Source organism: Candidatus Alcyoniella australis (genome assembly GCA_030765605.1).
Lineage (GTDB): Bacteria > Lernaellota > Lernaellaia > JAVCCG01 > Alcyoniellaceae > Alcyoniella > Alcyoniella australis.
Window position 1 is genome coordinate 88,016 of the sequence record JAVCCG010000119.1, and the last position, 21,382, is coordinate 109,397.

General features: G+C 60.4%; 16 protein-coding genes. 9 read left to right on the forward strand and 7 right to left on the reverse strand.

What is annotated here, in order from left to right:
• Window positions 1-11 precede the first annotated feature (11 nt).
• From P9M14_14810 to P9M14_14845, 8 genes are all read left to right on the forward strand, one after another.
• Window positions 12-1,874 (forward strand): hypothetical protein, encoded by a 1,863-nt coding sequence (locus P9M14_14810; protein ID MDP8257017.1) that lies wholly within the window; start codon window positions 12-14, stop codon window positions 1,872-1,874.
• Window positions 1,875-1,958: 84 nt separating this feature from the next.
• A complete protein-coding gene (gene rpmE / locus P9M14_14815; GenBank protein ID MDP8257018.1) occupies window positions 1,959-2,171 on the forward strand; it encodes a 50S ribosomal protein L31 in 213 nt (70 codons plus the stop codon).
• 63 nt (window positions 2,172-2,234) lie between these two features.
• A complete protein-coding gene (locus tag P9M14_14820) occupies window positions 2,235-3,326 on the forward strand; it encodes a DUF1385 domain-containing protein (protein ID MDP8257019.1) in 1,092 nt (363 codons plus the stop codon).
• 1 nt (window position 3,327) lies between these two features.
• On the forward strand, window positions 3,328-4,395 hold the full coding sequence (gene prfA / locus P9M14_14825) for a peptide chain release factor 1 (protein MDP8257020.1): 1,068 nt from the start codon (window positions 3,328-3,330) through the stop codon (window positions 4,393-4,395).
• 21 nt (window positions 4,396-4,416) lie between these two features.
• Complete coding sequence (locus tag P9M14_14830) at window positions 4,417-5,460, forward strand: hypothetical protein (GenBank protein MDP8257021.1); 1,044 nt, start codon at window positions 4,417-4,419, stop codon at window positions 5,458-5,460.
• A 99-nt stretch (window positions 5,461-5,559) separates the two neighbouring features.
• On the forward strand, window positions 5,560-6,639 hold the full coding sequence (locus P9M14_14835) for a response regulator (GenBank protein MDP8257022.1): 1,080 nt from the start codon (window positions 5,560-5,562) through the stop codon (window positions 6,637-6,639).
• A gap of 10 nt (window positions 6,640-6,649) precedes the next feature.
• A complete protein-coding gene (locus tag P9M14_14840; GenBank protein ID MDP8257023.1) occupies window positions 6,650-8,101 on the forward strand; it encodes a radical SAM protein in 1,452 nt (483 codons plus the stop codon).
• Window positions 8,102-8,169: 68 nt separating this feature from the next.
• Window positions 8,170-8,718, forward strand: coding sequence for a hypothetical protein (locus P9M14_14845; GenBank protein ID MDP8257024.1), 549 nt, complete (start codon window positions 8,170-8,172; stop codon window positions 8,716-8,718).
• A 6-nt stretch (window positions 8,719-8,724) separates the two neighbouring features.
• Here P9M14_14845 and P9M14_14850 read toward each other — a convergent pair whose 3' ends face one another.
• The 6 genes from P9M14_14850 to P9M14_14875 form a co-directional block, all read right to left on the reverse strand.
• Window positions 8,725-9,648: a formate dehydrogenase accessory protein FdhE gene (locus tag P9M14_14850; GenBank protein ID MDP8257025.1), complete on the reverse strand. Its 924-nt coding sequence runs from the start codon at window positions 9,646-9,648 to the stop codon at window positions 8,725-8,727.
• A complete protein-coding gene (locus P9M14_14855) occupies window positions 9,645-10,292 on the reverse strand; it encodes a DsbA family protein (GenBank protein MDP8257026.1) in 648 nt (215 codons plus the stop codon). The genes P9M14_14850 and P9M14_14855 overlap by 4 nt, the downstream gene beginning before the upstream one ends.
• Before the next feature lie 154 nt (window positions 10,293-10,446).
• Window positions 10,447-11,088: a hypothetical protein gene (locus P9M14_14860; GenBank protein ID MDP8257027.1), complete on the reverse strand. Its 642-nt coding sequence runs from the start codon at window positions 11,086-11,088 to the stop codon at window positions 10,447-10,449.
• 13 nt (window positions 11,089-11,101) lie between these two features.
• Window positions 11,102-14,113, reverse strand: coding sequence for a formate dehydrogenase-N subunit alpha (gene fdnG, locus P9M14_14865; protein ID MDP8257028.1), 3,012 nt, complete (start codon window positions 14,111-14,113; stop codon window positions 11,102-11,104).
• A 237-nt stretch (window positions 14,114-14,350) separates the two neighbouring features.
• A complete protein-coding gene (locus tag P9M14_14870; protein MDP8257029.1) occupies window positions 14,351-15,445 on the reverse strand; it encodes an alpha/beta fold hydrolase in 1,095 nt (364 codons plus the stop codon).
• 72 nt (window positions 15,446-15,517) lie between these two features.
• Complete coding sequence (locus tag P9M14_14875) at window positions 15,518-17,110, reverse strand: ATP-binding protein (GenBank protein ID MDP8257030.1); 1,593 nt, start codon at window positions 17,108-17,110, stop codon at window positions 15,518-15,520.
• A 337-nt stretch (window positions 17,111-17,447) separates the two neighbouring features.
• Between P9M14_14875 and P9M14_14880 the strand changes: the two genes are divergently transcribed.
• Complete coding sequence (locus P9M14_14880) at window positions 17,448-19,454, forward strand: hypothetical protein (GenBank protein ID MDP8257031.1); 2,007 nt, start codon at window positions 17,448-17,450, stop codon at window positions 19,452-19,454.
• A 68-nt stretch (window positions 19,455-19,522) separates the two neighbouring features.
• Here the strand turns inward: P9M14_14880 and P9M14_14885 are convergent, their stop codons facing one another.
• On the reverse strand, window positions 19,523-20,968 hold the full coding sequence (locus tag P9M14_14885; GenBank protein ID MDP8257032.1) for a DUF2971 domain-containing protein: 1,446 nt from the start codon (window positions 20,966-20,968) through the stop codon (window positions 19,523-19,525).
• Between the last annotated feature and the right edge of the window lie 414 nt (window positions 20,969-21,382).

The window sequence follows — 21,382 nt, forward strand, 5'->3', positions numbered from 1 at the left end:
GGAGTGAAGAGATGAGACGCATTTCATTTATCTTCTTGTGTCTGTTGCTGACGTTGGCGCTGGCCTCCTGCGGATCGGACGATAAAGATGACGACCGCGGCGGCGATAGAGGCGACGACGACGACGATGACGACGACGATGATGATGACGATGACGACGATGACGATGATTATCTCGAGAACCTGCCGGTAGTCACGATTCTCACTCCGGCCGACGGCGCGTTTATCGACGAGCTGACCGTGCACGTCACGGGCGAGGTCGGAAATTTCGAGGGCGACCAGGTGACGCTCAACGGCGAGACCTACCCGCTGGTCGAGGGCAACTTCGCGGCCACGCTGGACACGCCGGCAAACCACGGGTTCATGCCGATCCTCGCCGAGGCGGGCGTAAAGCGGATTGGCCGCGACCGGATTACCGCGATCATCGGCGGCCAACACGCGATCGACGCGGTGGTCGACGAGGCGGCTCTGGCGCGGGTCAACGACACGGGCTTCGACGCGCTGGAGCAGATGATTGAGCAGTTCATCGAGGATATGGACCTCGAGGCCCTGGCGTTCGCGCAGAATCCGATCTGGAATTACCACATCAACCTCTGGCTGCTGGAGTGCGACGCCGAGGCCAACATCACCGAGCCGACCACGATCCCCGTGCCCGAGATCGACATCGACTCCACGACCTCGGGGCTGGTGCTCAGCGCGGTGCTCTACAATCCGCAGATCTCGGTGGGCCTGGATATCTCCTGTTCGGACACCGACGATTTCATCACCGCCACGGTCACGGCCGACGCCATCACCGCCACGATCGAGCCGCAGATCACGATCTCGGAATCGGGCATCCAGGTGGTGATCGAAGATAGCGACGTTGATATCCAAATCGACAACCTCTCGATCTCGGGGCTGGGCGCGTTCACCTGGATCATCGATCCGTTCAGCGACATGATCGCCGATTGGCTCATCGACTACGTCAAGCCGATCCTGATCGACGCCATCGAGCCGATTCTCGACGATTTCCTCGGGGACCTGGAACTGAGCTTCTCGTTCGACGATTTCAACATCGAGCTGCCGGCCGGCGAATTGATCACCGACAGCGCGGGCACCAGCTTGGTGCTGGCCGGATCGTTCACCACCAGCGTGGTCGATCCCGAGGCGCCGCTGCTGCCGCAGTTTCTGTTTACCGACGGAACGCTGCCCGACCTGACCGGTACGATGCCCGGCGGCGGAGCATTCGACGCCGCGGTCTGCCTGACCGACGATATTTTCAACCAGGCGCTGGCCCAGGTCGTGCGCAATGGTTTGTTCAACTACGAGTTCACCGATCGAATCGATTTCGGCAGCGGGCTGTACATCGACCTTACGGCCGGCGGGCTCGAGCCGTTGATCGAGGGCTTCGACTACTACGACCCGGATACGCCGATTACGCTGGTGCTCACGCCGACAGTGTCGCCGATCGCCCGGCCCGGCAGCGAGAAGCTCAAGGAAGACCTGCTGTCCGTACAGCTGTTCGGCTATCACGTCGAGTTCATCGCGCAGCCTGAGGGAGAGGACCCCGAGGTGGCGATGATCGTTGTGTTGGACGCCTCAATCGCCGCGGGACTCGACGTTGTCAGCGGCGAGCTGTCGGTCGAATTCGGCGAGGTGGGCATCGAGCTGGTAACGATCCAGAATCGGGTCGAGGCCGAACTCGACGAGATCGGCACGGTGGTGGGCTACCTGATCGAGGAATTGTTGCCGGTGATCAACGACGCCATCGGCAGTTTCCCGATTCCCGACTTCGGCGGGCTGGTGCTGGGCGAGGTCACGGCGCTGCCCTGCGGACAGGACGACGAGACGTTCTGCCTGTTTACCGACCTAAGCTACAGCGCGACGATCGACTGATATTGAACGCGGGAGTTCTCCCGACTTGAGTTAAGGGCCGCGTTCTGCTATATAGTTTGCCCTCTTGAAGACCGAGGGTAAGCGATGAAAAAGGACATACATCCCGAGTACGAAAAGTGCCAGGTGACCTGCGTCTGCGGCAACAGCTTTACGACCCGTTCGACGATCAAAGAGATTAAGCTCGACATCTGCTCCGAGTGCCATCCGTTTTTCACCGGCAAGCAGAAATTGATCGACTCGGCCGGACGAGTGGAGCGCTTCCAGCGCAAGTACGGCAAAGACTACGTCAAGAGGTAGATAGCCTCCTTCAGCCCCGCCCGATCCGCGATCGCGGCGGGGTTGGTTTATCTGGAGGGTTGGATGCCACAGTCTCCCTGTGACGCAGTCGCGGGCAAGAAGATCAAGGTCGGCGGCCAGGCGATCATCGAGGGCGTGATGATGCGCTCTCCCGGATCGTTGGCCATGGCCGTGCGCCGTCCGGACGGCAAGATCGTCGTGCGCGAACAACAGTGGATCGGGATTTCTCACAAGTACAAATTCCTGCGCTGGCCGTTTCTACGCGGAACGGTGGTGCTGATCGAATCGATGACCAACGGCGTATCCGCGTTGACCTTCTCGGCCAACCAGGCGGCGATCGCCGAGGCCGAGGCCGAGGCCCAGCGCAAGGGCGACGCGGCGGACCTTGGCGAAAAGCAGCCCGACGGCGCGCTGAGCACCTTGGCGCTGATTGGAACGGTGGCGTTCTCGTTGGGCCTGGCGATCTTGTTGTTCATGGTGCTGCCGCACGTGATAACCGCGCTGCTCGGTCGATTGGGCGGCGGGGCGTTCGACGTGGACAGCGGCTGGTTTCATCTGGTTGACGGTCTGATCAAGTTCGTCTTTTTCCTGGCCTACGTCTGGGGGATCAGCTTCCTCAAGGACATTCGCCGCGTGTTCGAGTATCACGGCGCGGAGCACAAGTCGATCTTCACCTACGAGGCGGGACGGCCGCTGACGCCGCACAGTGCGCACGACTACGGCACCTTGCACCCGCGCTGCGGCACGAGTTTTCTGATGCTTGTGCTTTCGGTGTCGATCATTCTTTTTTCGGCCTCGTTCGTGCTGCTGCCCAAACTGCCCGAGATGCACCAGGTACTGCGCCACCTGATCTACATTCTGATCAAGCTGCCGCTGTTGATCCCGATCGCCGGGATCGCCTACGAGGTGACTCAGCTCGCGGGCAAGCATGAGGACAACCGGCTGCTGCGGTTGCTGGTGCTGCCCGGGATCTGGTTCCAGCACCTCACGACCCGCGAGCCGACCGACGATCAGGTCGAGATCGCACTGATCGCCTTACGCAAGGTGCTGTGGCGCGAGCAGGTCGGCGAGTCCGGCGGCGAGAAATCCGAGCAGACTTTCGATGATTATCAGCAGGCGCTCTCCGGCGTCGCCGGCGAGCCGGCCGGGGGCTGAGATGCTATCCAAGCTGCACGAGGTCGAACAGCGCTACGAGGAGGTCAACCAGCAGTTGTCCGACCCGGCGGTGATCTCCGATCTCAAGGAGCTGCGGCGGCTGGGCAAGGAGCACTCCGACCTCGAGCCGATCGTTCAGGGCTTCCGCGTCTGGAAGCAGGTCGATGCCCGCCTGGCGGAGGCCGAGGTGCTGCGCGAGGATTCCGATCCGGAGATCCGCGAGCTGGCCCAGGAAGAGGTCGAGCAACTCAAAGAGCAGCGCACCAAGGTCGAGCACGATTTACGAATGCTGCTGCTGCCCACAGATCCGCTGGACGAGAAGGACGTGATCCTCGAGATCCGCGCGGGCACCGGAGGCGGGGAGGCGGCGTTGTTCGCGGCGGACCTGCTGCGGATGTACACGCGTTACTCCGAAGAGCGCCGCTGGAAGATCGAGGTGCTCTCGGCCAACGAAACGGGCATCGGCGGCCTCAAAGAGGTGATCTGTCAGATGCACGGCAAGCGGGTCTACTCGCGGATGAAGTACGAGTCGGGTGTGCATCGGGTACAGCGCGTCCCGGAGACCGAGTCGCAGGGTCGCATCCACACCTCGGCCTGTACCGTGGCGATTCTGCCCGAGGCCGACGAGGTCGACGTCAAGATTGCCGAGGGCGACCTGCGCTTCGACGTCTACCGCTCGTCCGGGCCCGGAGGGCAGAGCGTCAACACCACCGACTCGGCGGTGCGCGTCACGCATTTGCCCAGCGGGTTGGTTGTTACCTGCCAGGACGAGAAAAGCCAACACAAGAACAAGGCGCGGGCGCTGAAGATCCTGCGTTCCAGATTGTTCGACCGCGCGGCGCAGGAGCAGCATCAAGAGATCGCCGCAAACCGCCGCAGCCAGGTCGGCAGCGGCGACCGCTCGGAGCGGATCCGCACCTACAACTTCCCCCAAAATCGACTGACCGATCATCGCATCGGTCTGACCCTCTATCGCCTGGGCGAAGTAATGGAGGGGAGACTGGACCAGGTGATCGATCCGCTGATCACCTATTTCCAGGCCGAGGCGCTCAAGGCCAACCAGGGTTGAGCCCGGCGGGCTGAACGTATTATGAAACCAGACGACACATCGGCTTCGGCCGCGCGCACCTGCCTGGCGTTGTTCTCCGGCGGGCTGGACAGCGTGGTCGCGGTCAAGCTGATGCTCGACCAGGGGATCAACGTAATCGCCCTGCACTTTGTTACGCCGTTCTTCAGCGGCCGCTATCGCGCTGATCGGGCCGAGCCCACGATCGAGAAGCTCTGCGGCACGCTGGGCGTGGAGCTGCGGGTGGTCGCCTTCGGTCTGGAGTACCTCGAGATCCTGCGCAATCCGCGTCACGGGATGGGCAAGAACTTCAACCCCTGCCTGGATTGCCGGATCGCGTTTTTGCGCCGTGCGGCGGAGCTGATGGGGCCGCTGGGCGCGGACTGGTTGATCACCGGCGAGGTGCTCGGGCAGCGGCCGATGAGCCAACGCCGCGATGCAATGCACATTGTGGAGCGCGAGTCGGGGCTACGCGGATACCTGCTGCGCCCGCTGTGCGCCGCTCTGCTTGAGCCCACCGTGCCCGAGCAACGCGGCTGGGTCGACCGCTCGCGGCTGCTCTCGATCACGGGCAGGGGGCGCAAGCAGCAGTTCGAGCTCACCGGACAATGGGGCATCGAGGGGTTTGCCAACCCGGCGGGCGGCTGCCTGCTGACCGATCCCAACCACGCGCGCAAAACGCGCTACCTACTGGAGCATCAGCAGCGGATCACCCTGGACGACCTGGAACTGCTCAAGCGCGGTCGGCACTTCATGTTGGGAGCGGGCGTGCACCTGGTCGTGGCGCGCAACGACCGCGAGAACCAGATGATCGAGGCGCTGGAGCAGGCCGCGGATTGGGAGCTGGACCCGCAGAACTTCCCCGGTCCGCTGGCCGTAATCAGGGGCGAGCCCTCGGCCGAACAGCTCGAGCTGGCCGCGCAGATCGTGTTGCGCTACGGCAACGCCGGCCGTTCCACGGGCCCGCCGCGCGTTCTGGCGTGCAACGTCGGGGGCGAGCGCCGCGAGCTCGATCCCGGTGCGTTGCCCGAGGATCTGGACGATCTGCTCGAACCTCTCAGGCTTTAATCCTTATAATTATCCAGAGTAAGCCGACACGCAGGTTCGCTTTCTCATTGAATGCTTACGCAATACGAGGGTACAATCGTAGGTTGAGAGGCCAATACGATGGTAATGCCCGGCGACGAACAAAAGATCAAGCATCCTGATGAATTCCTGAGCGGATCGTCGGAGAGCATTCTGGTCATCGACGAGGAGAGCGAGGTTCGCGAGAGCCTGGTGGCGATCCTCGAGTCCGAGGGTTACGAGGTGATCGAGGCTGTCGGCGGCCCGGAGGCGGTCGATCTGTTCGCCAGCCAGCCGACCTCGGTGGTGATCAGCGCGGTGAAGATGAAGGGGATCGACGGATTTGAGATCCTCTCCAAAGTAAAGTCCCTCGACGAGAGCGTTGACGTGATTTTGGTCACCGCCTATCCCAGTGTCGAGGTGGCCAATCGGGCGCTGGAGCTCGGCGCATTCGATTACATCCAAAAGCCGTTCCACTATTGGGACATCCTGCTGTCGGTAAAGCGGGCGCTGGAGAAACGGCGCATCAACCAGCGCTACTTCGACCTGCGGCGCGATTTCAAGAAGAGCATCCGCAACCGCACCCTGGCCGTGCATTTGCGCACCCAGGAGAAGCAGCAGCTGCTGGTCAACGTGATCCAGAGCCTGGTATACAGCCTCGAGGCCAAGGACAAGTACACCGAGGGCCACAGCCGCCGCGTGGCCGAGGATTCGCTGGCCGTGGCGCAGATCATCGGGCTTTCCGAACGCGAGCAGGTCGAGATCCACCTCGCCGGACTGCTGCACGACATCGGTAAGATCGGCATCAAGGAATCGATCCTCAACAAGCCCAGCGGCCTGACCCGCGAGGAGTACGAGGTCATCAAGTCGCACCCGCTGATCAGCCAGAAGATCGTCGAGCCGATCTCGCAGTTCAAGCGCGTTTCGTTGATCATCCGCCACCACCACGAGCTGTTCGACGGCTCGGGTTATCCCGACGGGCTGTCCATGGAGGATATCCCGCTGGGCGCGCGGATACTCTCGATCTGCGACGCCTTCGACGCAATGACTTCCGATCGGCCCTATCGTGCGGCGCTGTCCACAGAGCAGTCGCTGACCATCCTGCGCCGCAACGCCGCGACCCAATTCGACCCTCAATTGGTAGAGCCCTTCATCAGGACCAAGGGCTTCGGCTCCGGCTGATTTTCATTCAATGAACGGTATTATCTTCGTTAAGCCCGACCAGGCTTTCGGTATCGACGTCTCTCCGCCCCTGGGCGTGTTCTATCTCGCGGCGGTGCTGCGCGAGCACGGCTGGGACGATATCGCGGTCGTGGACCTGCGGCTCAAAGGGCAGAGCGAGGCCGCGTTGATCCAGCGCGTGGGGCGCGAAAAGCCGCAGTTCGTCGGGTTCTCCGGCCTGAGCTACGAGTCCGAGGCGATCCACCGTTTGGCCGCGGCCGTCAAAGACGGATCGCCGCAAACCAAGGTGTTGATCGGCGGTTCCTACGCCTCGATCCTGCCCCAGCAGGCCCTGGCCGACGAGCGGGTCGACGCGCTGGTGCTCGGCGAGGGCGAGCTGGTGCTGCCCGAGCTGCTCGATCGGCTGCGCAACGACCGGCCGCTGGACGATCTGGCCGGGGTCGCCTTCCGTCGTGACGGCGAGCCGCAAATCAACCCCCACGGCCCTTTTGTGGAGCAGCTCGACGAGCTGCCGTACCCGGCCTGGGACCTGGCCCGGATTCCGGACTACTGGCAAGAGAAGCGCCAGGGTTTCATCTGCAAGTACCCCGAGTACTTCGTGATGTTCAGCAGCCGCGGCTGCCCCTATCGCTGCATCTACTGCCACAACATGTTCGGCAAGCGCTTCCGCGCGCGCAGCGCGCCCAACGTGCTGGGCGAGATCGAGCGGCTGATCACCGATCACGGCGTGCGCGAGTTGCAATTCATCGACGACATTTTCAACCTCGACCGCGAGCGCGCAGCCGCGATCTACCAGGGGATCATCGACCGCGGCTGGAAAATCGCGATGAACTACTCCAACGGCCTGCGCGGCGATTTGCTGACCCCGGAGCTGATCAAGCTGATGGCGCGCGCCGGGGTCTACAAGGTCTCGGTGGCCATCGAGAGCGGCGATGCGCAGATGCAACGCTTCATCGGCAAGAACCTGCAACTGGAGCGAGCCCGCGAGAACGTCGAGCTGCTGGTGCGCCACGGGATCATGACCCACCTGTTTTTCATGCTCGGGTTTCCCGACGAGACCCGTGAGCAGATGCAGCGTACTCTGGACTTCGCGCGAAAAAGCAGCGCGCACTCGGCGAGTTTTTTCATCGTGCACCCGTTCCACGGCACGCGGCTGGCCGAAATCCTGCGCGAGCGGGGACGCGGCGAACTGATCAGCCTCGAGGCCAGCAACTACTTCGACCCTAAGATGGCCGACTTTCAGCTCAGCGAGGTCGAGCCCGACGAGCTGCGCGGCCTGGTTAAGGGTGCGTTTCGCAGCTTCTACCTCAACCCTGCGCGTTGGTGGCGCATCGTGCGCCACATCCCGCGCAAGCGCCAACTGTTTTTCCTAGGATTCCTGGTGCTCACCCGCACCTTTGCCCAGGGACTGGTGCGTTTCGAGCGTCTGCTGTTTCACCGCGAGGGCCGGTCCGAGGCTTAAGTCGACCTTGACAGCCCGGCCGCGAATCGATGTATTGACTTAATCGGACTGACCGCAGTGAGGATCTGATGTCGCTTAGGCTGGCGAAAAAACGGATGGCCGAGATCAAAGACGACATCCAGCGCGATCAGGACGCCCAGGAACAAGCGTTCCAAGCGGCGATCAAATGGTGGCTGCGCAAGGTCGGGTTCTACGCGACGATCGGCGCGGTCGCCGTCGTGGCGATCATGCTGCTGCTGCTGATCCCGCCCGCGTTACGCAGCGCTTTCCCGGTGGACATCGAGCGCTTCGACGAGGCGGACCGCGTCTACATCGACGGCTTCGCGATGGAGGACGACGGCAACATAGCGGTCTACGTCGGCGTCCATAACCATGTGGGGCAGTTGGGCGTCTTCTCCGGCGAGGATTGCACCGTGGTGGTCAAAGACAACATCAGCGGAGCGCTGATCGAGAAGCCGGCCGTGCTGATCGACCAACCCGACGGCCGGCGGCTGATCGAGGTCCGCGATCCGTTTCTCAAGGTGCTGCACGAGGGACCGGCCGACGTCAGCGTGCAGCTGGTCGGCCCGCAGATCAAAAGCAATCTTGCCCGCTGCTACGAGATCGTCTTTGGATAATCCAGGCTAAAGCCGTTCGTATCCCTCCTGTCGGGCCAGCAGGTCCAGGTAGATCGTGGCCGCGTCCTCGACCTCGGGGAACCACAACACGTCCTGCCGCGCTTTACGATAATCGAGCACCTTAACGTAGCTGCGGCACTCGTCGCAGGCGTGGATGCGGTGCGGTGAGTCGTTCTCGGCCGTGAGGTATTTCAGTTTCTTGTGATCCTCGTTGTCGCAGGCCGGGCAGAGGATGCGCTGGAAGTTCCAGACGAAGCGACAGTGCGAGCAGCGCAGCACAAGCGCCCCCTCCTCGGGGTTGAGCGCGCCCAGTCCCGGGGCGTTGCCGCAGATCGGGCAGGTGCCGCGCAGCCAGACCTTGAGGTCGACCAGATCGGCCAGCCTGCGGGCGCAAGCCAGCAGCGCGGGTCGCGCGAGGTGATCGCCTAGGAACATGACCATCTCCTCGGGCAGGTACAGTTCGGCCGCGCGGCGCTCCAGCGCCGTGTGGTCCAGCGGCGTCTGTTCGTACAGCCAGGGCAGGACCGGCTCGGTGCCGTTTTCCAACCTCTCGGTCAAGGCGGTGAGCATGTGTGCGCGATCCGGGTCGCGCTTTGCAAAGAACTTCGCCAGACGCAACATGTGTTCGCCAAGCAGCTTCTCGTCCCACTCGACCTTACGCGGGTCGAGCAAATGGAATCCCTCGTCGAGCCTGAGGCGGGCCTGCTCGAGCGGCAACTCAAAGGCCTCGCCGCCCTTTACCGGATCGCCGAGCTGCTCGTAGAGCTGCTCGATGGCCACCAGGGTGTCCAGCAGGTCGTCCGAGGCGTAGGCCGTGCCGCGGTGCGCCTCGCAGGCCTGCTGCATGCCCGACGGATCAAAGCAATGCGCTCCGGGCTCGAGGATCTGCTTGTCAATGCTGTCGGCCGTGAGGCCGTTATCTTCTTTCACTTGTCGATCCCTTTCTGTTGACGATAGGCGATCAGGTTGTTCAGCGTTTGGACTACGACGGCGGGTAGCTCGTCGCCCTGGCATTTACACGTTCCTGAGTTGATCTGCAACACCTGCTCGACCCAGATGCTCGGGGTGCGCTCGACCAGCAGTTTCTCGGATAGGTCCTTGGCCTCTTCCAGGCGCTGCTCAACGTACGGTGCGTTGCGCTGGCTTGCGTACTGTTGTTGCAAACCGCATTGCTCGGCGATCAGGTTAAGGATCTCGCGGTCGTCGATATCGACCTGGGAGACGAACCTGGCTTTAAACAGCCGCTCCAGGGCTTCCTGCTCCTTGCCGTGCTGCGCGGCGACCAGCACCAGCCGGATCGCCTCCAGACCTTCGCTGCCGTGGACGTAGGGCACCCACGAAAACTCGACGCGGCCGGCGAACTGCTCGAACGCGCCGTGGGAATACTTGTGAAACAGGTGGCAGTTGCTGCACGTCGGGTTGTAGAAAATCTGCACGTGCAACACGCCGGGATTCAGCAGCTGGGCTTGCGAACCCACGAGCAGGTACTGCCCCTCGAACGGATGCTCGGCAGCCGAGGCGGCCGTGCACGCGATCAGCGACAGGACCACGATCAACGATATTCTGTACAGCATTGCGCGCCTCCCTGAGAAACTTGTATCAGATCGCAATCGCTTAGTCAGGCCCCGACTCGACGGACCGATCTGCGAACGGCCTCGGGGTAGCTCCAAGTTGCAAAAAGGGCCCCGGTCGCCCGGGGCCCAATTTTAATCGTCGCTCGTCGCCGACCTAGGAAAAATGGTCGGACTCGTCTGAGACTAAAATCCATTTAACGTGCGTGTCGTCGTCCGGATAGAGCTTGGCCTTGGGGTACTGGGCCTTGACTTTCGCCAGACGTGCCTTGGCCTTGGCCAGCATCGCGTCTTTGTCGCCGAAGGTCAGCGTACCCGTGGGGCAGGCCTGCACGCAGGCAGGCAACAAGCCGTCGCTGATCCGGTCGATGCACAGGTTGCACTTGACCAGCGTGCCGTCTTTGCGCGCCGTGGGGATGCCGTAGGGGCAGCTGCCGAACACGCTCTCGAGGCTCTCGCCCTTGCTCTTGTCGGTGAACAAGATCGCGCCGGTCGCCTCGTCTTTGATGATCGACTCGGAACTCGCGTCGCCGGCCTTGGTGCCGTAACGGCAGTAGGGATCGGCGCAGTGTCGACACTGTTGCTTGGTGAAGATCCAGTTGATGCCGTAGTCGGCGCCGTTGGGGACCTCCTTGAAGTTGACCATCGTCCAGGTGTCGCCGTCGACCTTGGGCGGATTTTGGTAGGTGCCGGTGAAGGTGGTCTTCACGGCTTTGTTTTGGTTCCACTGCTTGCATGCGACTTGGCAGCCGCGGCACGCCGTGCACTTACTGGTGTCGATGAGCATCATTTTGGCCATTGTAACTCCCCCCTCATACCTTTTTGAGGTCGACGAGGAACGTCTTGAACTCAGGTATGCGCGTGTTTACGTCGCCCACGTGCGGAGTCAAGACATTGGCCGAGTCGCCGCTACATACGCCGCAGAAGCCCCAATGCCAGGGAATCCCGACTTGCTCGACCATATTGCCGTCGATGTTTAACGGTTTGAAGCGGCTGGTCACGCAGGCTTTGGCGATCATCGATCCTCGCGGATTCCAGATTTTCACCAGCTCTCCGTTTTCGATTCCCTTGACCTTGGCCAGCTCCTGGCTCATCTCGACGAAGACCTCGGGCATCAGCTCGGCCAGCCACGGCAGGTGGCGGGTCATCGCGCCGGCTTGCCAGTGCTCGGAGACGCGGTAGGTTGTCGCCACGTACGGGAAATCTTTGGGGTCGGCGAACTTGCCGGAGCCTCCGGCATAGACGTAGACCGCCGGGCTGTTTTGCACGTTGGGGTGCAGCTTATTGATGGCCGGGCTTTCCATTGCCTCGTAGAACTCGGGGAACGGTCCATCGGCCAGGCCCATGCCGAACAGTCGGGCCACGCCCTCGTTCTTCATGATGAACGGATAGCGCGTGTTGTCCTGATTCATCGGCGGCCAACCGCCGTCGGGCACGTCTCCGACCCACTTCTTGGTATCGGGGTTCCAGCTGATGACTGCTTTGTCCGGATCCCACGGTTTGCCGTCCAGATCGACTGATGCGCGGTTGTAGATGATCCGGCGGTTGATCGGCCAGCACCAGGTCCAATCGGGGTAGAGCCCGATGCCGCTGGGATCTTTTTTACCGCGGCGGGCCATCATATTGCCCTTCTCGGTGTACGAGCCGCAATACAGCCAGTTGCCCGAGGCGGTGGAACCGTCGGCCTTGAGTTTGCCGAAGCTGGAGAACTGCTCGCCCGTGGCCACGTCGTAGCCGTTGATCTCTTTGGCTACGCGGTGGATGTCCACGTGGCCGTGGTCGTCGCCGTAGGGCCAGTAGAGGTTGATGATCGGATCGGCGAACGGACCCTTGTCCGCGGTGTAGAGCTTCTTGATCTCGCCGTAGAGCCGGTGCACGATCCAGGCGTCGTCCATGGCGTCGCCCAGGGCGTCGCCTGCTTTGTAACGCCACTGCACCCAGCGTCCGGAGTTGGAGATCGAACCCTCTTTCTCCATGCTCGCCACTGCCGGCAGCCTGAAGACCTCGGTCTTGATCTCGCGCGGGTTGACGCCCTCGCGCTTCCAGAACACGGACGTTTCGGTCTCCCAGAGGTCGACCGCCACCATCCAATCGAGTTTGGAAAGCGCGTTGCGCTCCAGCTCGGCGTTGGGGCCGCCGACCGCGGGGTTCTGACCGAAGAAGAAAGCGCCCTTGATCTTGCCTTCGTCCATCGCCTCGAACAGGCTGATGTGCGAGTAGTTGCCGCCGCGCTTGGGCAGCCAGGAATATCCGAATTGGTTGTCAGCGGTGGCATTGGGGCCGTAGAACGCCTTGAGCATGCTGACCGTGTATTTGCGGCCGTTGCTCCACCAGTCGGCGCTCTTGGGATCGAAGTTTTTCCCCTCGTAGTAGGTCTTGCAATAGCCGTCGAGGGTCTGGTCCGCTTCCTGCGGGCACTTGAGGTAGCCGGGCAGGATGTGGAACAGCAGGCACATGTCGGTCGAACCCTGGACGTTGCTCTCGCCTCGCAGAGCGTTGATACCGCCGCCGGCGCGTCCGATGTTGCCCAACAGCAGTTGCAGGATCACGTAGGAACGAATGTTCTGCGTGCCGTAGGTGTGCTGGGTAGCGCCCATGGCGTACATGATCGTGGCCACCTTGTCGGACTTGCCGGTGGAGGCGAAGGTCTTGCACACCTCGACGTAGGTGTCCTGGGGGCAGCCGGTGATCGCGCTGACCGTGGCCGCGTCGTAGCGGCTGAAGTGCTCCTTGAGCAGGTTCCAGACGCAGTTGGGATCGCTGAGCGTCATGTCGCGCTTGGGTACGCCGTTGGCGTCGAGCTGGTACTGCCAGCTGGCCTTGTCGTTGTAGCTGCGCTTGGACTCGTCAAAGCCCGAGAAGATGCCCTCGTCGAACGAGTACTTGGGATCGATCAGGTACGATGCGTTGGTGTAGTGCTTGACGTAGTCCCCGTGTTGCAGGTTGTTCTGCAGCACGTAGTTGATCATGCCGCCGACAAAGGCGACGTCGGTGCCCGAACGCAGCGGTGCGTAGATATCGGATCTAGCGCTGGTCCTGGTGAAACGGGGATCGACGTTGATCAGCTTAGCGCCCTTTTCCATGGCGCGGGTGATCCACTTAAAACTGATCGGATGGTTTTCCGCGGCATTGCTGCCGATGATCAATACGACGTCCGAATGCTGGAGGTCGATCCAGTGATTCGTCATCGCGCCTCTTCCGAATGACTCCGCCAAACTGGCGACAGTGGAAGAGTGTCATATTCGGGCCTGATGTTCTAAGTAGACGACTCCCAGCGCGCGCATGAACTTGGAGAGCAGGAAGCACTCCTCGTTGTCCAGCGACGCGCCGCCGAGGCTGGCGATCGCCTCGGTGCGGTTGATCACCTGGCCCTTGTCGTTGTGCGTCTTCCACGATTCGTCGCGCGTCTTTTTAACGCGCTGGGCGATCTGCGAAAGTGCCCAGTCCCAGCTGACCTTCTTGAACTTGGTCGCGCCCGGAGCGCGATACTCGACCTTTTCAAGTCGGGCCCGATTGGGGTTGTTGGCGATCTGGTAGATCGCGGAGCCTTTGCTGCACAGCGAGCCTTCGTTGATCGGATGGTCGGGGTCGCCCTCGACGTTGATCACCGTAAGCCTGCCGTTGACCGCGCGCGAATGCACGATCAGGCCGCAGCCGACTCCGCAATAGGGGCAGATCGACGTGCTCTCAGTGGTGCCGGCGAGCTTGCCCATTTTGGCGCTGTAGGCGTAGACGTTCGAGACGTTGACGCCAGGCATCCCGGCGAGGACCAAGACACTGGCCGCGCCCGATACCGTGATGAATTTTCTGCGGGTAACTTTCATGTTAAGTCACTCCTCCTTCTTATTTGAGGCGTGCCTGAGACTCTATTTGTTAAATTTTTGCCGCTGGTCGCCGTGCTTGTTGACCCCCTTTTAAGGCGACGACGAATTGCTGCTTTATTCTTTTGGTAAATAGTCTTCGCAGGGTTTTCCCGACAAACGATTGAATGTACTTATTAGCGGACCCAGCAGGGGGATGTCAATATGCTTTATTAGACATGTTGCTGTGAAATAACTGGATTATTTTGATTTCAAGCCGCTCTTGCCGCGTCCGCTGGATCGGGCCTGCGAGCGTTCGCAGAGGAAGTCGGCGATGCGGTCCCAAACCAGCACCGGCGCCTCGCTTCCCGCGACCATCCCGATGTGCCCCAGGGGCACCTGTTCGAGGATAATCTGCGCGGCCTCGGGCAGCATCGTGCGTACCGCCTCGACGCTGGCCCGCGGCGCGATCTTGTCCTTGGTCCCCGAGAAGACCTGGACCGAACTGGGGATATGGCCCAGGTCGACGATCCGGCCGCCGATCTTCAGCCGCTTGCCGCGCAGCTTGTCCTCGATGATGAAGTCCTGGACGAACTGCTTGAACGCCTCTGCCGGGTAGGGGATGAAGCTCCCGACCCAGTCGTTGATCGACTCGTAGCCCGCGACCCACTCGCGGTCCCAGTAGTTCAGCGCCAGCTCCACGTAGCGCCAAACGGTGGTCGCCGGCGAGATCAGCCGGAAGCCGTTGATCGTCAGAATCGGCGGGATGTTGCCCACGACGTCGACGAAGATTTGCAGCGGCAGCTGTCCGAGGGTCGCCAGAATGTTGAACGGAAACATCTGCGAGAAGTCGACCGGACTGCCCAGGGTCACCAGGTTGCGCACGCGATTCTCATCGGCGTACAGCGCGCAGGCCAGGTAGCTCATGATCCCGCCCATGCTCCAGCCGACCAGGCTCAGCTCGCTGCTGCCCGAGAGCTCGGCAATCCGCCGCATGGCGCTGGGGATGAAGTCGGTGACGTAGTCGTCGACCGTGATCGTGCGGTCCTCGGGCTTGGGAATGCCGAAGTCGATCAGGTAGACGTCGAGGCCGGCCTCCATCAGGTACTGGATCATCGAGTGTCCGGCGCGTAAATCGAAGATCGTCGGCTGGACCATCAAGGGCGGCACGATCAGCACCGGCAGCGGCAGCACCTCGCGGATCGGCTGGTAGTGGCGCAGCGAGGCCTTTTCCCACATCTGGACGATGCTGCTGGGCGTACGCAGTCTGGGCGTCAACGGCCCCAGGAGTACTCGTTCGCCCAGGTGCATTCCGCGCAACAGTGCGCGCGTGGTCTCGCGTGCCAGCAGGTTCATCATTTCGTCGTGCGCATTTGGACCCGAATTTTACACGCCGCAACGGCTTGGGCCAACAGCTACGGCGATTGGTCAGGCCTGCAGGGTCTCGCGCAGCTGCTCAAACAGCTTGTCGATCTGCCAGGGGTAGGGGATCTCGCCCTTGATCGTGGAGGGGTCGAGGTCCAACGTTGCGTCGTCGCCGTTCGACCGTTCGTTTTGCAGCAGCAGACACGGTCGGCTGAAGATGGTCCGCTGCGCCTCGGAGCCCTGGGCCAGGTGCTCGTCGTTGATCAAGCCCTTTTCGATCAACGCCAGGTCGAAACCGCCGCGCAGGGCCGAAATGGCGGCCTTATCAAGATCGTCGGCCGCGAGCACCCGGTATCCGGCCGATCGTAGGCAGTCGTACAGCGCTGCCGAGCGTTGGTTCGCCGCGGCCACCAGCAACAGCTTGGTTTGGGCGACCCGCGCCCCGGCGAGCACGCGCCGCAAGCGCTCGAGTTCGATCAACGGGGCGTCGTCGCGCAGCCGCAGGCCCGGCTGTTGCGGCAGGATCGCGCTGAAGGTCGAGCCGCTGCCGGGCAGCGAGTCTACGAGGATCGCGCCGCCCGCGCGTTCCATGATCCGGGCGGCCACGGTCAGACCCAGCCCGCCCGCCGCGGCAGAGCGCTTGGTGCTGAACATCGGCTCGAAGATCCGTTCCAGATCCTGCTCCTCGATCCCCATGCCCGCGTCGCGCACGCTGATGATGGTCAGCGGCGGCGCGGAGGATTCGAGCGACTCCAGCCGTTCGAGCATCGCGGCCGCGGTGGGAGTAGGGCGATGGGACGCGACGATTCCCAGCGCCTCTTGGCGGCTCACGCTGCGCGCCTCAAGGTGGACCTGCTCGCCCTCCTGCGAGGCCTCCAGCGCGTTGCGCAGCAGGTGCAGTAGGACCGTTGTCAGCAGCTCGTCGGGCAGCAGGCTGCACGCCTCGGGCTCGACCAAAGTCCTGACGGCGATCCTGCTGCGCGAGATTTCTTTGTCCAAATCGCCCAAGGCAGAGGTTACGGCGTTGTTCACCGGCAGTGGTTCTGCGGACGGTTCGACCTCTGCGGACAGAACCTTGAGGCTGCCGAGGATCTGGCGCACGCGCAACAATTGGTGCCGCGCGACCTGGGCGCAACGTTTGTAGGCGTCCGCGCTCTTGGTGACCAACGCCAGGCCGGCGTGGCTCAACACGTCGCCGATCATCTCCGAGAGCGTCGTCAGCTGGTTGCTGCAAATGCGGTCGAGCAGCGCCAGGCGGTCGGACTGTATCAGCCGCCGGATCAGTGCCAGATGCTCGGTGTTGTCACGGATGCTGATCAGCACGTGCCGGTCGGTCCAGTCATCGACAGGGCTCATCTCGCACTTTGCCGAGAACAGCCGCCCCTGTTTGGACAGAAAGACCTCTTTGGCGCAGTTTCCCGGACGCTCCGCGTATTCCGACAGTCCGTGCCCCTGCAACTCGTTCAAGTCGTCGAACAGCTCGGGCAGCAGGCTGCTCAGGTCGGCCCCCTGGAGCCTGGCTGATCCGATCAGCTCGCGCAGCCCGCGATTGGCCAATACGATCGTGCAGTCGTTGTCGCAGATCGCCAACGCCTGCGGCAGACTATCGAGCAGCGCCTGGACTGCCGGATTGTTCAGCTCGATCAAGTTCTGCATCGAGGTCACCTTCAACACCCCAGGCTTAAGTGACGCGACCCCTCGATATCCGGCCTATCTCGCCCGATTCGAGATCACTTCACAACTCACGTTAAACATTTGATGCATCTGTGATGCCAATCACTAGATGTAATTATCGTCATGAAAGTGAAGGGCAATAGCAACATTATCAATTAAATAGGCTTTATTAGGACAGGAAATAAACCCAAGCCGGATTACGTTTCGTAACATCGGGAGTCACGGTCGGCATGCAAAAGCAAGTACTTTAATATTTTTGCTCGCGTGACCTATACTGTGCCTTGGTGCTCAATCCGAGGTGCTCAATTCGAGGTGGCTGATGAAGATTGTCCGGCCGATGTTTCTATGTTTGATCCTGGTGCTGATCTGCGTTGTCGCGCTGTCCGCCTGCGAATCCAAGGACGGCGATGACGACGACGATGCGGCTGACGACGATGCAGCCGATGGCGACGACGACGCTGTCGACGACGATGACGACGACGACGATCTGGGGCCGCTGGAGCACGTGGGCTGGATCATGCTCGACGCTGATCCGCAGAACATCGAGGAGACGTTGGACCGCGTGCTCGAGTTCGGCGTGACCGACGTTCAACTGAGCCACGAGCTGATCATGGACATCGACGAACTCACCGAAGACCCCTGGCGCCCCGAGCTGCTCAACGGGATCATCGACCAGGCCCACGAGCTGGGGCTGGGCGCGACCATCTGGTCGCACGAGCTGGCGCGGCCGCCGCTGCTGGTCTGCTTCGACCCCGAGGACTCCTATTGGGACGAGCGGACCATGGCCTACCGCGACGGCCTGGACCTGGTCCCGGACGCTGACGGCGTGATGCTGATGTTCGGCAGCTCGGATCTGGAGTTGTGGTACGCGCCGTGCTTCTGCCAATGGTGCCTCGACCTGGAGCCGCTGGGCAATCCGCTGCTGGACCTACTGCACTCGCGACCCGTGGATCGCATCGGGTTCGTCACCGCGCTGGTGCGGCAGGTGGTAATCGCCGAGCGCGGCAAGAGTCTGCGCATCCGGACCTTCATGCACAATCCCGACGAGCTGCAATGGCTGGGCGATGCGTTGCGCGCCTATCCCGATCTCGACGTGGGAGTGATGACCAAGGACGTGCCCCAGGACTGGGAGCCGTACTACCCGCACAATCCGTTGATCGGCAACGTGGGCGAGCGCGACCAGATCGTCGAGTTCGATCTGGCGGGCGAATATTGGGGCCAGTCGAAAATCCCCTTTGCCCTGCCGGACTATTTGCAATACCGCATTCGCCACGCCGCGCGCATGGGATGCTCGGGCGCTGCCGGACGCATCAGCCGCGGCTCGAACAGCGCCCTGGGCACGCCCAACGAGATCAACGTCTATGCCTTTTCCAAACTGCTGGCCGACCCGGACTACTCCACGGACCAGATCTGGTCCGAGTGGATCGAGCAGACCTATGGATTAGACCAAGGCGGAACGCAGTCCGCGACGCTGATCAGCGCCCTGCGCCGCAGCTTTGATATCGGCCGCAAGATGTACTACGTCAAGGGCTTCTGGGCCCTGGAGAAGGGCTCGGACGTGCCGGATAGCTGCAAGTCGCCCGGCCTGCTGCTGGGCCGCGCGATCAGCCTCTACGACCCGGACTACCAGGGCTGGCTGGACGAGCTGTTCAGCCCCGGCGAGCAGACCCTATCCGATATTTGGCAGGAGGGGGCCGAGTCGATCGAGCTGTGCGCGCGCAGCCTGGCCGAACTCGAGTCGATCCAGACCGACCTCGACCCGGTTGTGTACGCCGACCTGCACTCGCGGCTGGAGCATCAGTGCCTGTGCACCGGAGTTTGGCAGCTGGTGGACGACGCGGTGTTCCGCTATCAGCGCTACGTGCGCACCTTTGACGCGCAGCAGGGGCGCTACCTCGAGGGGACGCTGCAACAGCTCGCGGGCCTAGCCGACCAGATCGAGGCTGAGCACGGCTCGATCTCGCCGGGCAACCCGGGTCGCATCCGCGCCTGCGTGCAGGACATCCGCGGCCTGTTCCCCAATAGCTACGAGGCAGAGCAATTCGACCAGACCGCGCTGAGCCTGATCGAGTTTGACAAGGGCGAGGACGGGCTGATCAGCGTCAGCTGGCTTTCGAGCAACCTGGGCGATTCCCAAGTCGAATTCGGGTTCGAGCTGCCCGATTACGGCTGGAGCACTGCGGTCGATCCGGCCTCGACCCTGGAGCACGAGGTCGAGTTGATAAATCCCGACCCCAACCAGCGCCTGGTCTTCCGCGTTAAAACCCGCGACGAGTCCGGCAGCCTGATCGTCAGCTCCGACTACTGGGTGCGGCCCGAGGATTGAATCAGCGGAGTTATGGGGACGCGGAGTTATGGGTGTCCCCCGATTACCTAGTGGTGTCCCCCGATTACCTAGGTATCATTAGGAGGAGAGAGCTTTAGTGCATTCAAAGGATGGATTTCAATTTTCCCAGTTGCGTGGGAATAGGCCGCTTGATAAAAGCTGAAGTCATAGCATTTATTTTCGTCGCATTTCCTTTCGATGATTTTCATCAAGCGGAGTTTACTTTCGAGTGGCGTCTTGATGCCGAAAACAATTCCAGCTAAGTCCGAGAAATTATATCGCAACATACGGTCTTCAATATCTGTCAAATCGCTAAGCACACTAGTTAGTATGAGACGATGCTCTGTTTCATATTCCCACTCTTTTAGTTTTACGGGAATACTCTTATAGAAATTGTCCCAATAGTTTTTTCTCCATTCATCCTTATTCGTCATCATGGCTGCGGAACAAGTGCTGACTCTACCACTTTCGTCGGAATACCATGTTTTTTGCAGATCTTTAAAAGATAAATGACCGATCGATCTGAAGAAGTCAATCTCAGGATACTTAGAGTCATAGGTTATTTTACAGAAAGGGAAAAAGCGTTGCCCTCTTTGCTTTTTCATCCCATCTTCACCTCGCTTTGAGCTGTATCCAGTGATGCAATCCAAGTGTAGACCGATACTTTGCTTATGCCCTGGAGACACACGGAATTTAAGACAAACAGCGGTATGGCCTCTTCCGTAATGTCCCCATAAGGCTGAATTTTCAATATTTTCAACGAAACAGGCTGCATACCATGGGGGATAAATAAGTCGTTCTAGTTGCTCGATATACAGACGTGGGAAGTCGAATAATATGAATCGGCGATTATCGTCCTCTGAAAGAGGGATGTTGTTATATATTCGGATCAATCCCATCTGATTTTGCATGCTCTCGCCAATTTGGAAAACAATATCGGCTTCACTATCACTAATGGATGTAACCGCATTATAAAAATTATCCTTTAAAGACGTGGAAAGGGCCTGACGCAGTTTTTGTATCTTTAGCTTGCGTTCTGGAGAAGCTCCTTGCTCATCAAAAGAGAGAATAGCGGAGAGTGCTTCCTTGTGATATAGACTTAAATAGAAGCACAATTCGTCTCTTCTGACGACTCTCCCGAGGCTCCCCAAGGTGTTGATTAACTTGGCAATGGGTTCAGCGCTTAGGACAATGCTGAAGAGATTAGAGACTCGGTCCTTGTATTGTTGGGTTGGCAGATTGTCATAAGAAAGAAAGACCTGAATATCATCCGAATTGAGGTGTATCTTGTTGCCGCCAATCATCGCTAGAGTGTGGACATGGTCAAGACATAGTAAGTAGTTTTTAAATAGGTTTCTCCAAACAATTGAATCACCTTGCCAAAATATATCTAAGTATCCCTCAAGTGGATCGTTTAGCGTGGATGGCGCTGCGAAAAAGATAGTCTGATGCTCCAATTCGTTATCGTCAAGAAGTCGTTCAAGTGGACGAAACCTATATAGGAACTCAGGCATTCGAGAGTTCCCGACTTGGGTTGCTAAAAAGTAGCAATTCTGGGGGCAAAAAACTTAATTGTACGACCGTGTATCGCATCGGCAGGCCTCAAGCATGTGTGGTACGCTTCGTTGGTTCCCGTGAATTGAGTATCACTGGCGCTATTGTATGTCAATAACAATCACTATGGATCGTATCTAGTCGATATGTTGGTTGTGTTGTTCTGCTTGTCGGGCGCTGGTTGTTCGCTTCGCATTGGTGAAATTAAATGTTACGGGAGTAGATCCTTCACTTTGTTCAGGATGACAGCCTGCGCTCTATTTAACTGATATCGTATGAAATAATGTCCTCCTGAGTCCGCAGGAGGAAGGTTCTACGTCCGCGAAATTATGTTTTACGAGCATCGAAGCCTGGCAAAGCACTTCTTGTTTTTA

Bases quoted from the DNA above. Each gene is read 5' to 3' on its own strand.
- P9M14_14810 (MDP8257017.1), top strand. From the start codon at position 12: ATGAGACGCATTTCATTTATCTTCTTGTGTCTGTTGCTGACGTTGGCG.
- rpmE (MDP8257018.1), top strand. From the start codon at position 1,959: ATGAAAAAGGACATACATCCCGAGTACGAAAAGTGCCAGGTGACCTGC.
- P9M14_14820 (MDP8257019.1), top strand. From the start codon at position 2,235: ATGCCACAGTCTCCCTGTGACGCAGTCGCGGGCAAGAAGATCAAGGTC.
- prfA (MDP8257020.1), top strand. From the start codon at position 3,328: ATGCTATCCAAGCTGCACGAGGTCGAACAGCGCTACGAGGAGGTCAAC.
- P9M14_14830 (MDP8257021.1), top strand. From the start codon at position 4,417: ATGAAACCAGACGACACATCGGCTTCGGCCGCGCGCACCTGCCTGGCG.
- P9M14_14835 (MDP8257022.1), top strand. From the start codon at position 5,560: ATGGTAATGCCCGGCGACGAACAAAAGATCAAGCATCCTGATGAATTC.
- P9M14_14840 (MDP8257023.1), top strand. From the start codon at position 6,650: ATGAACGGTATTATCTTCGTTAAGCCCGACCAGGCTTTCGGTATCGAC.
- P9M14_14845 (MDP8257024.1), top strand. From the start codon at position 8,170: ATGTCGCTTAGGCTGGCGAAAAAACGGATGGCCGAGATCAAAGACGAC.
- P9M14_14855 (MDP8257026.1), bottom strand. From the start codon at position 10,292: ATGCTGTACAGAATATCGTTGATCGTGGTCCTGTCGCTGATCGCGTGC.
- P9M14_14860 (MDP8257027.1), bottom strand. From the start codon at position 11,088: ATGGCCAAAATGATGCTCATCGACACCAGTAAGTGCACGGCGTGCCGC.
- P9M14_14870 (MDP8257029.1), bottom strand. From the start codon at position 15,445: ATGAACCTGCTGGCACGCGAGACCACGCGCGCACTGTTGCGCGGAATG.
- P9M14_14875 (MDP8257030.1), bottom strand. From the start codon at position 17,110: ATGCAGAACTTGATCGAGCTGAACAATCCGGCAGTCCAGGCGCTGCTC.
- P9M14_14880 (MDP8257031.1), top strand. From the start codon at position 17,448: ATGAAGATTGTCCGGCCGATGTTTCTATGTTTGATCCTGGTGCTGATC.
- P9M14_14885 (MDP8257032.1), bottom strand. From the start codon at position 20,968: ATGCCTGAGTTCCTATATAGGTTTCGTCCACTTGAACGACTTCTTGAC.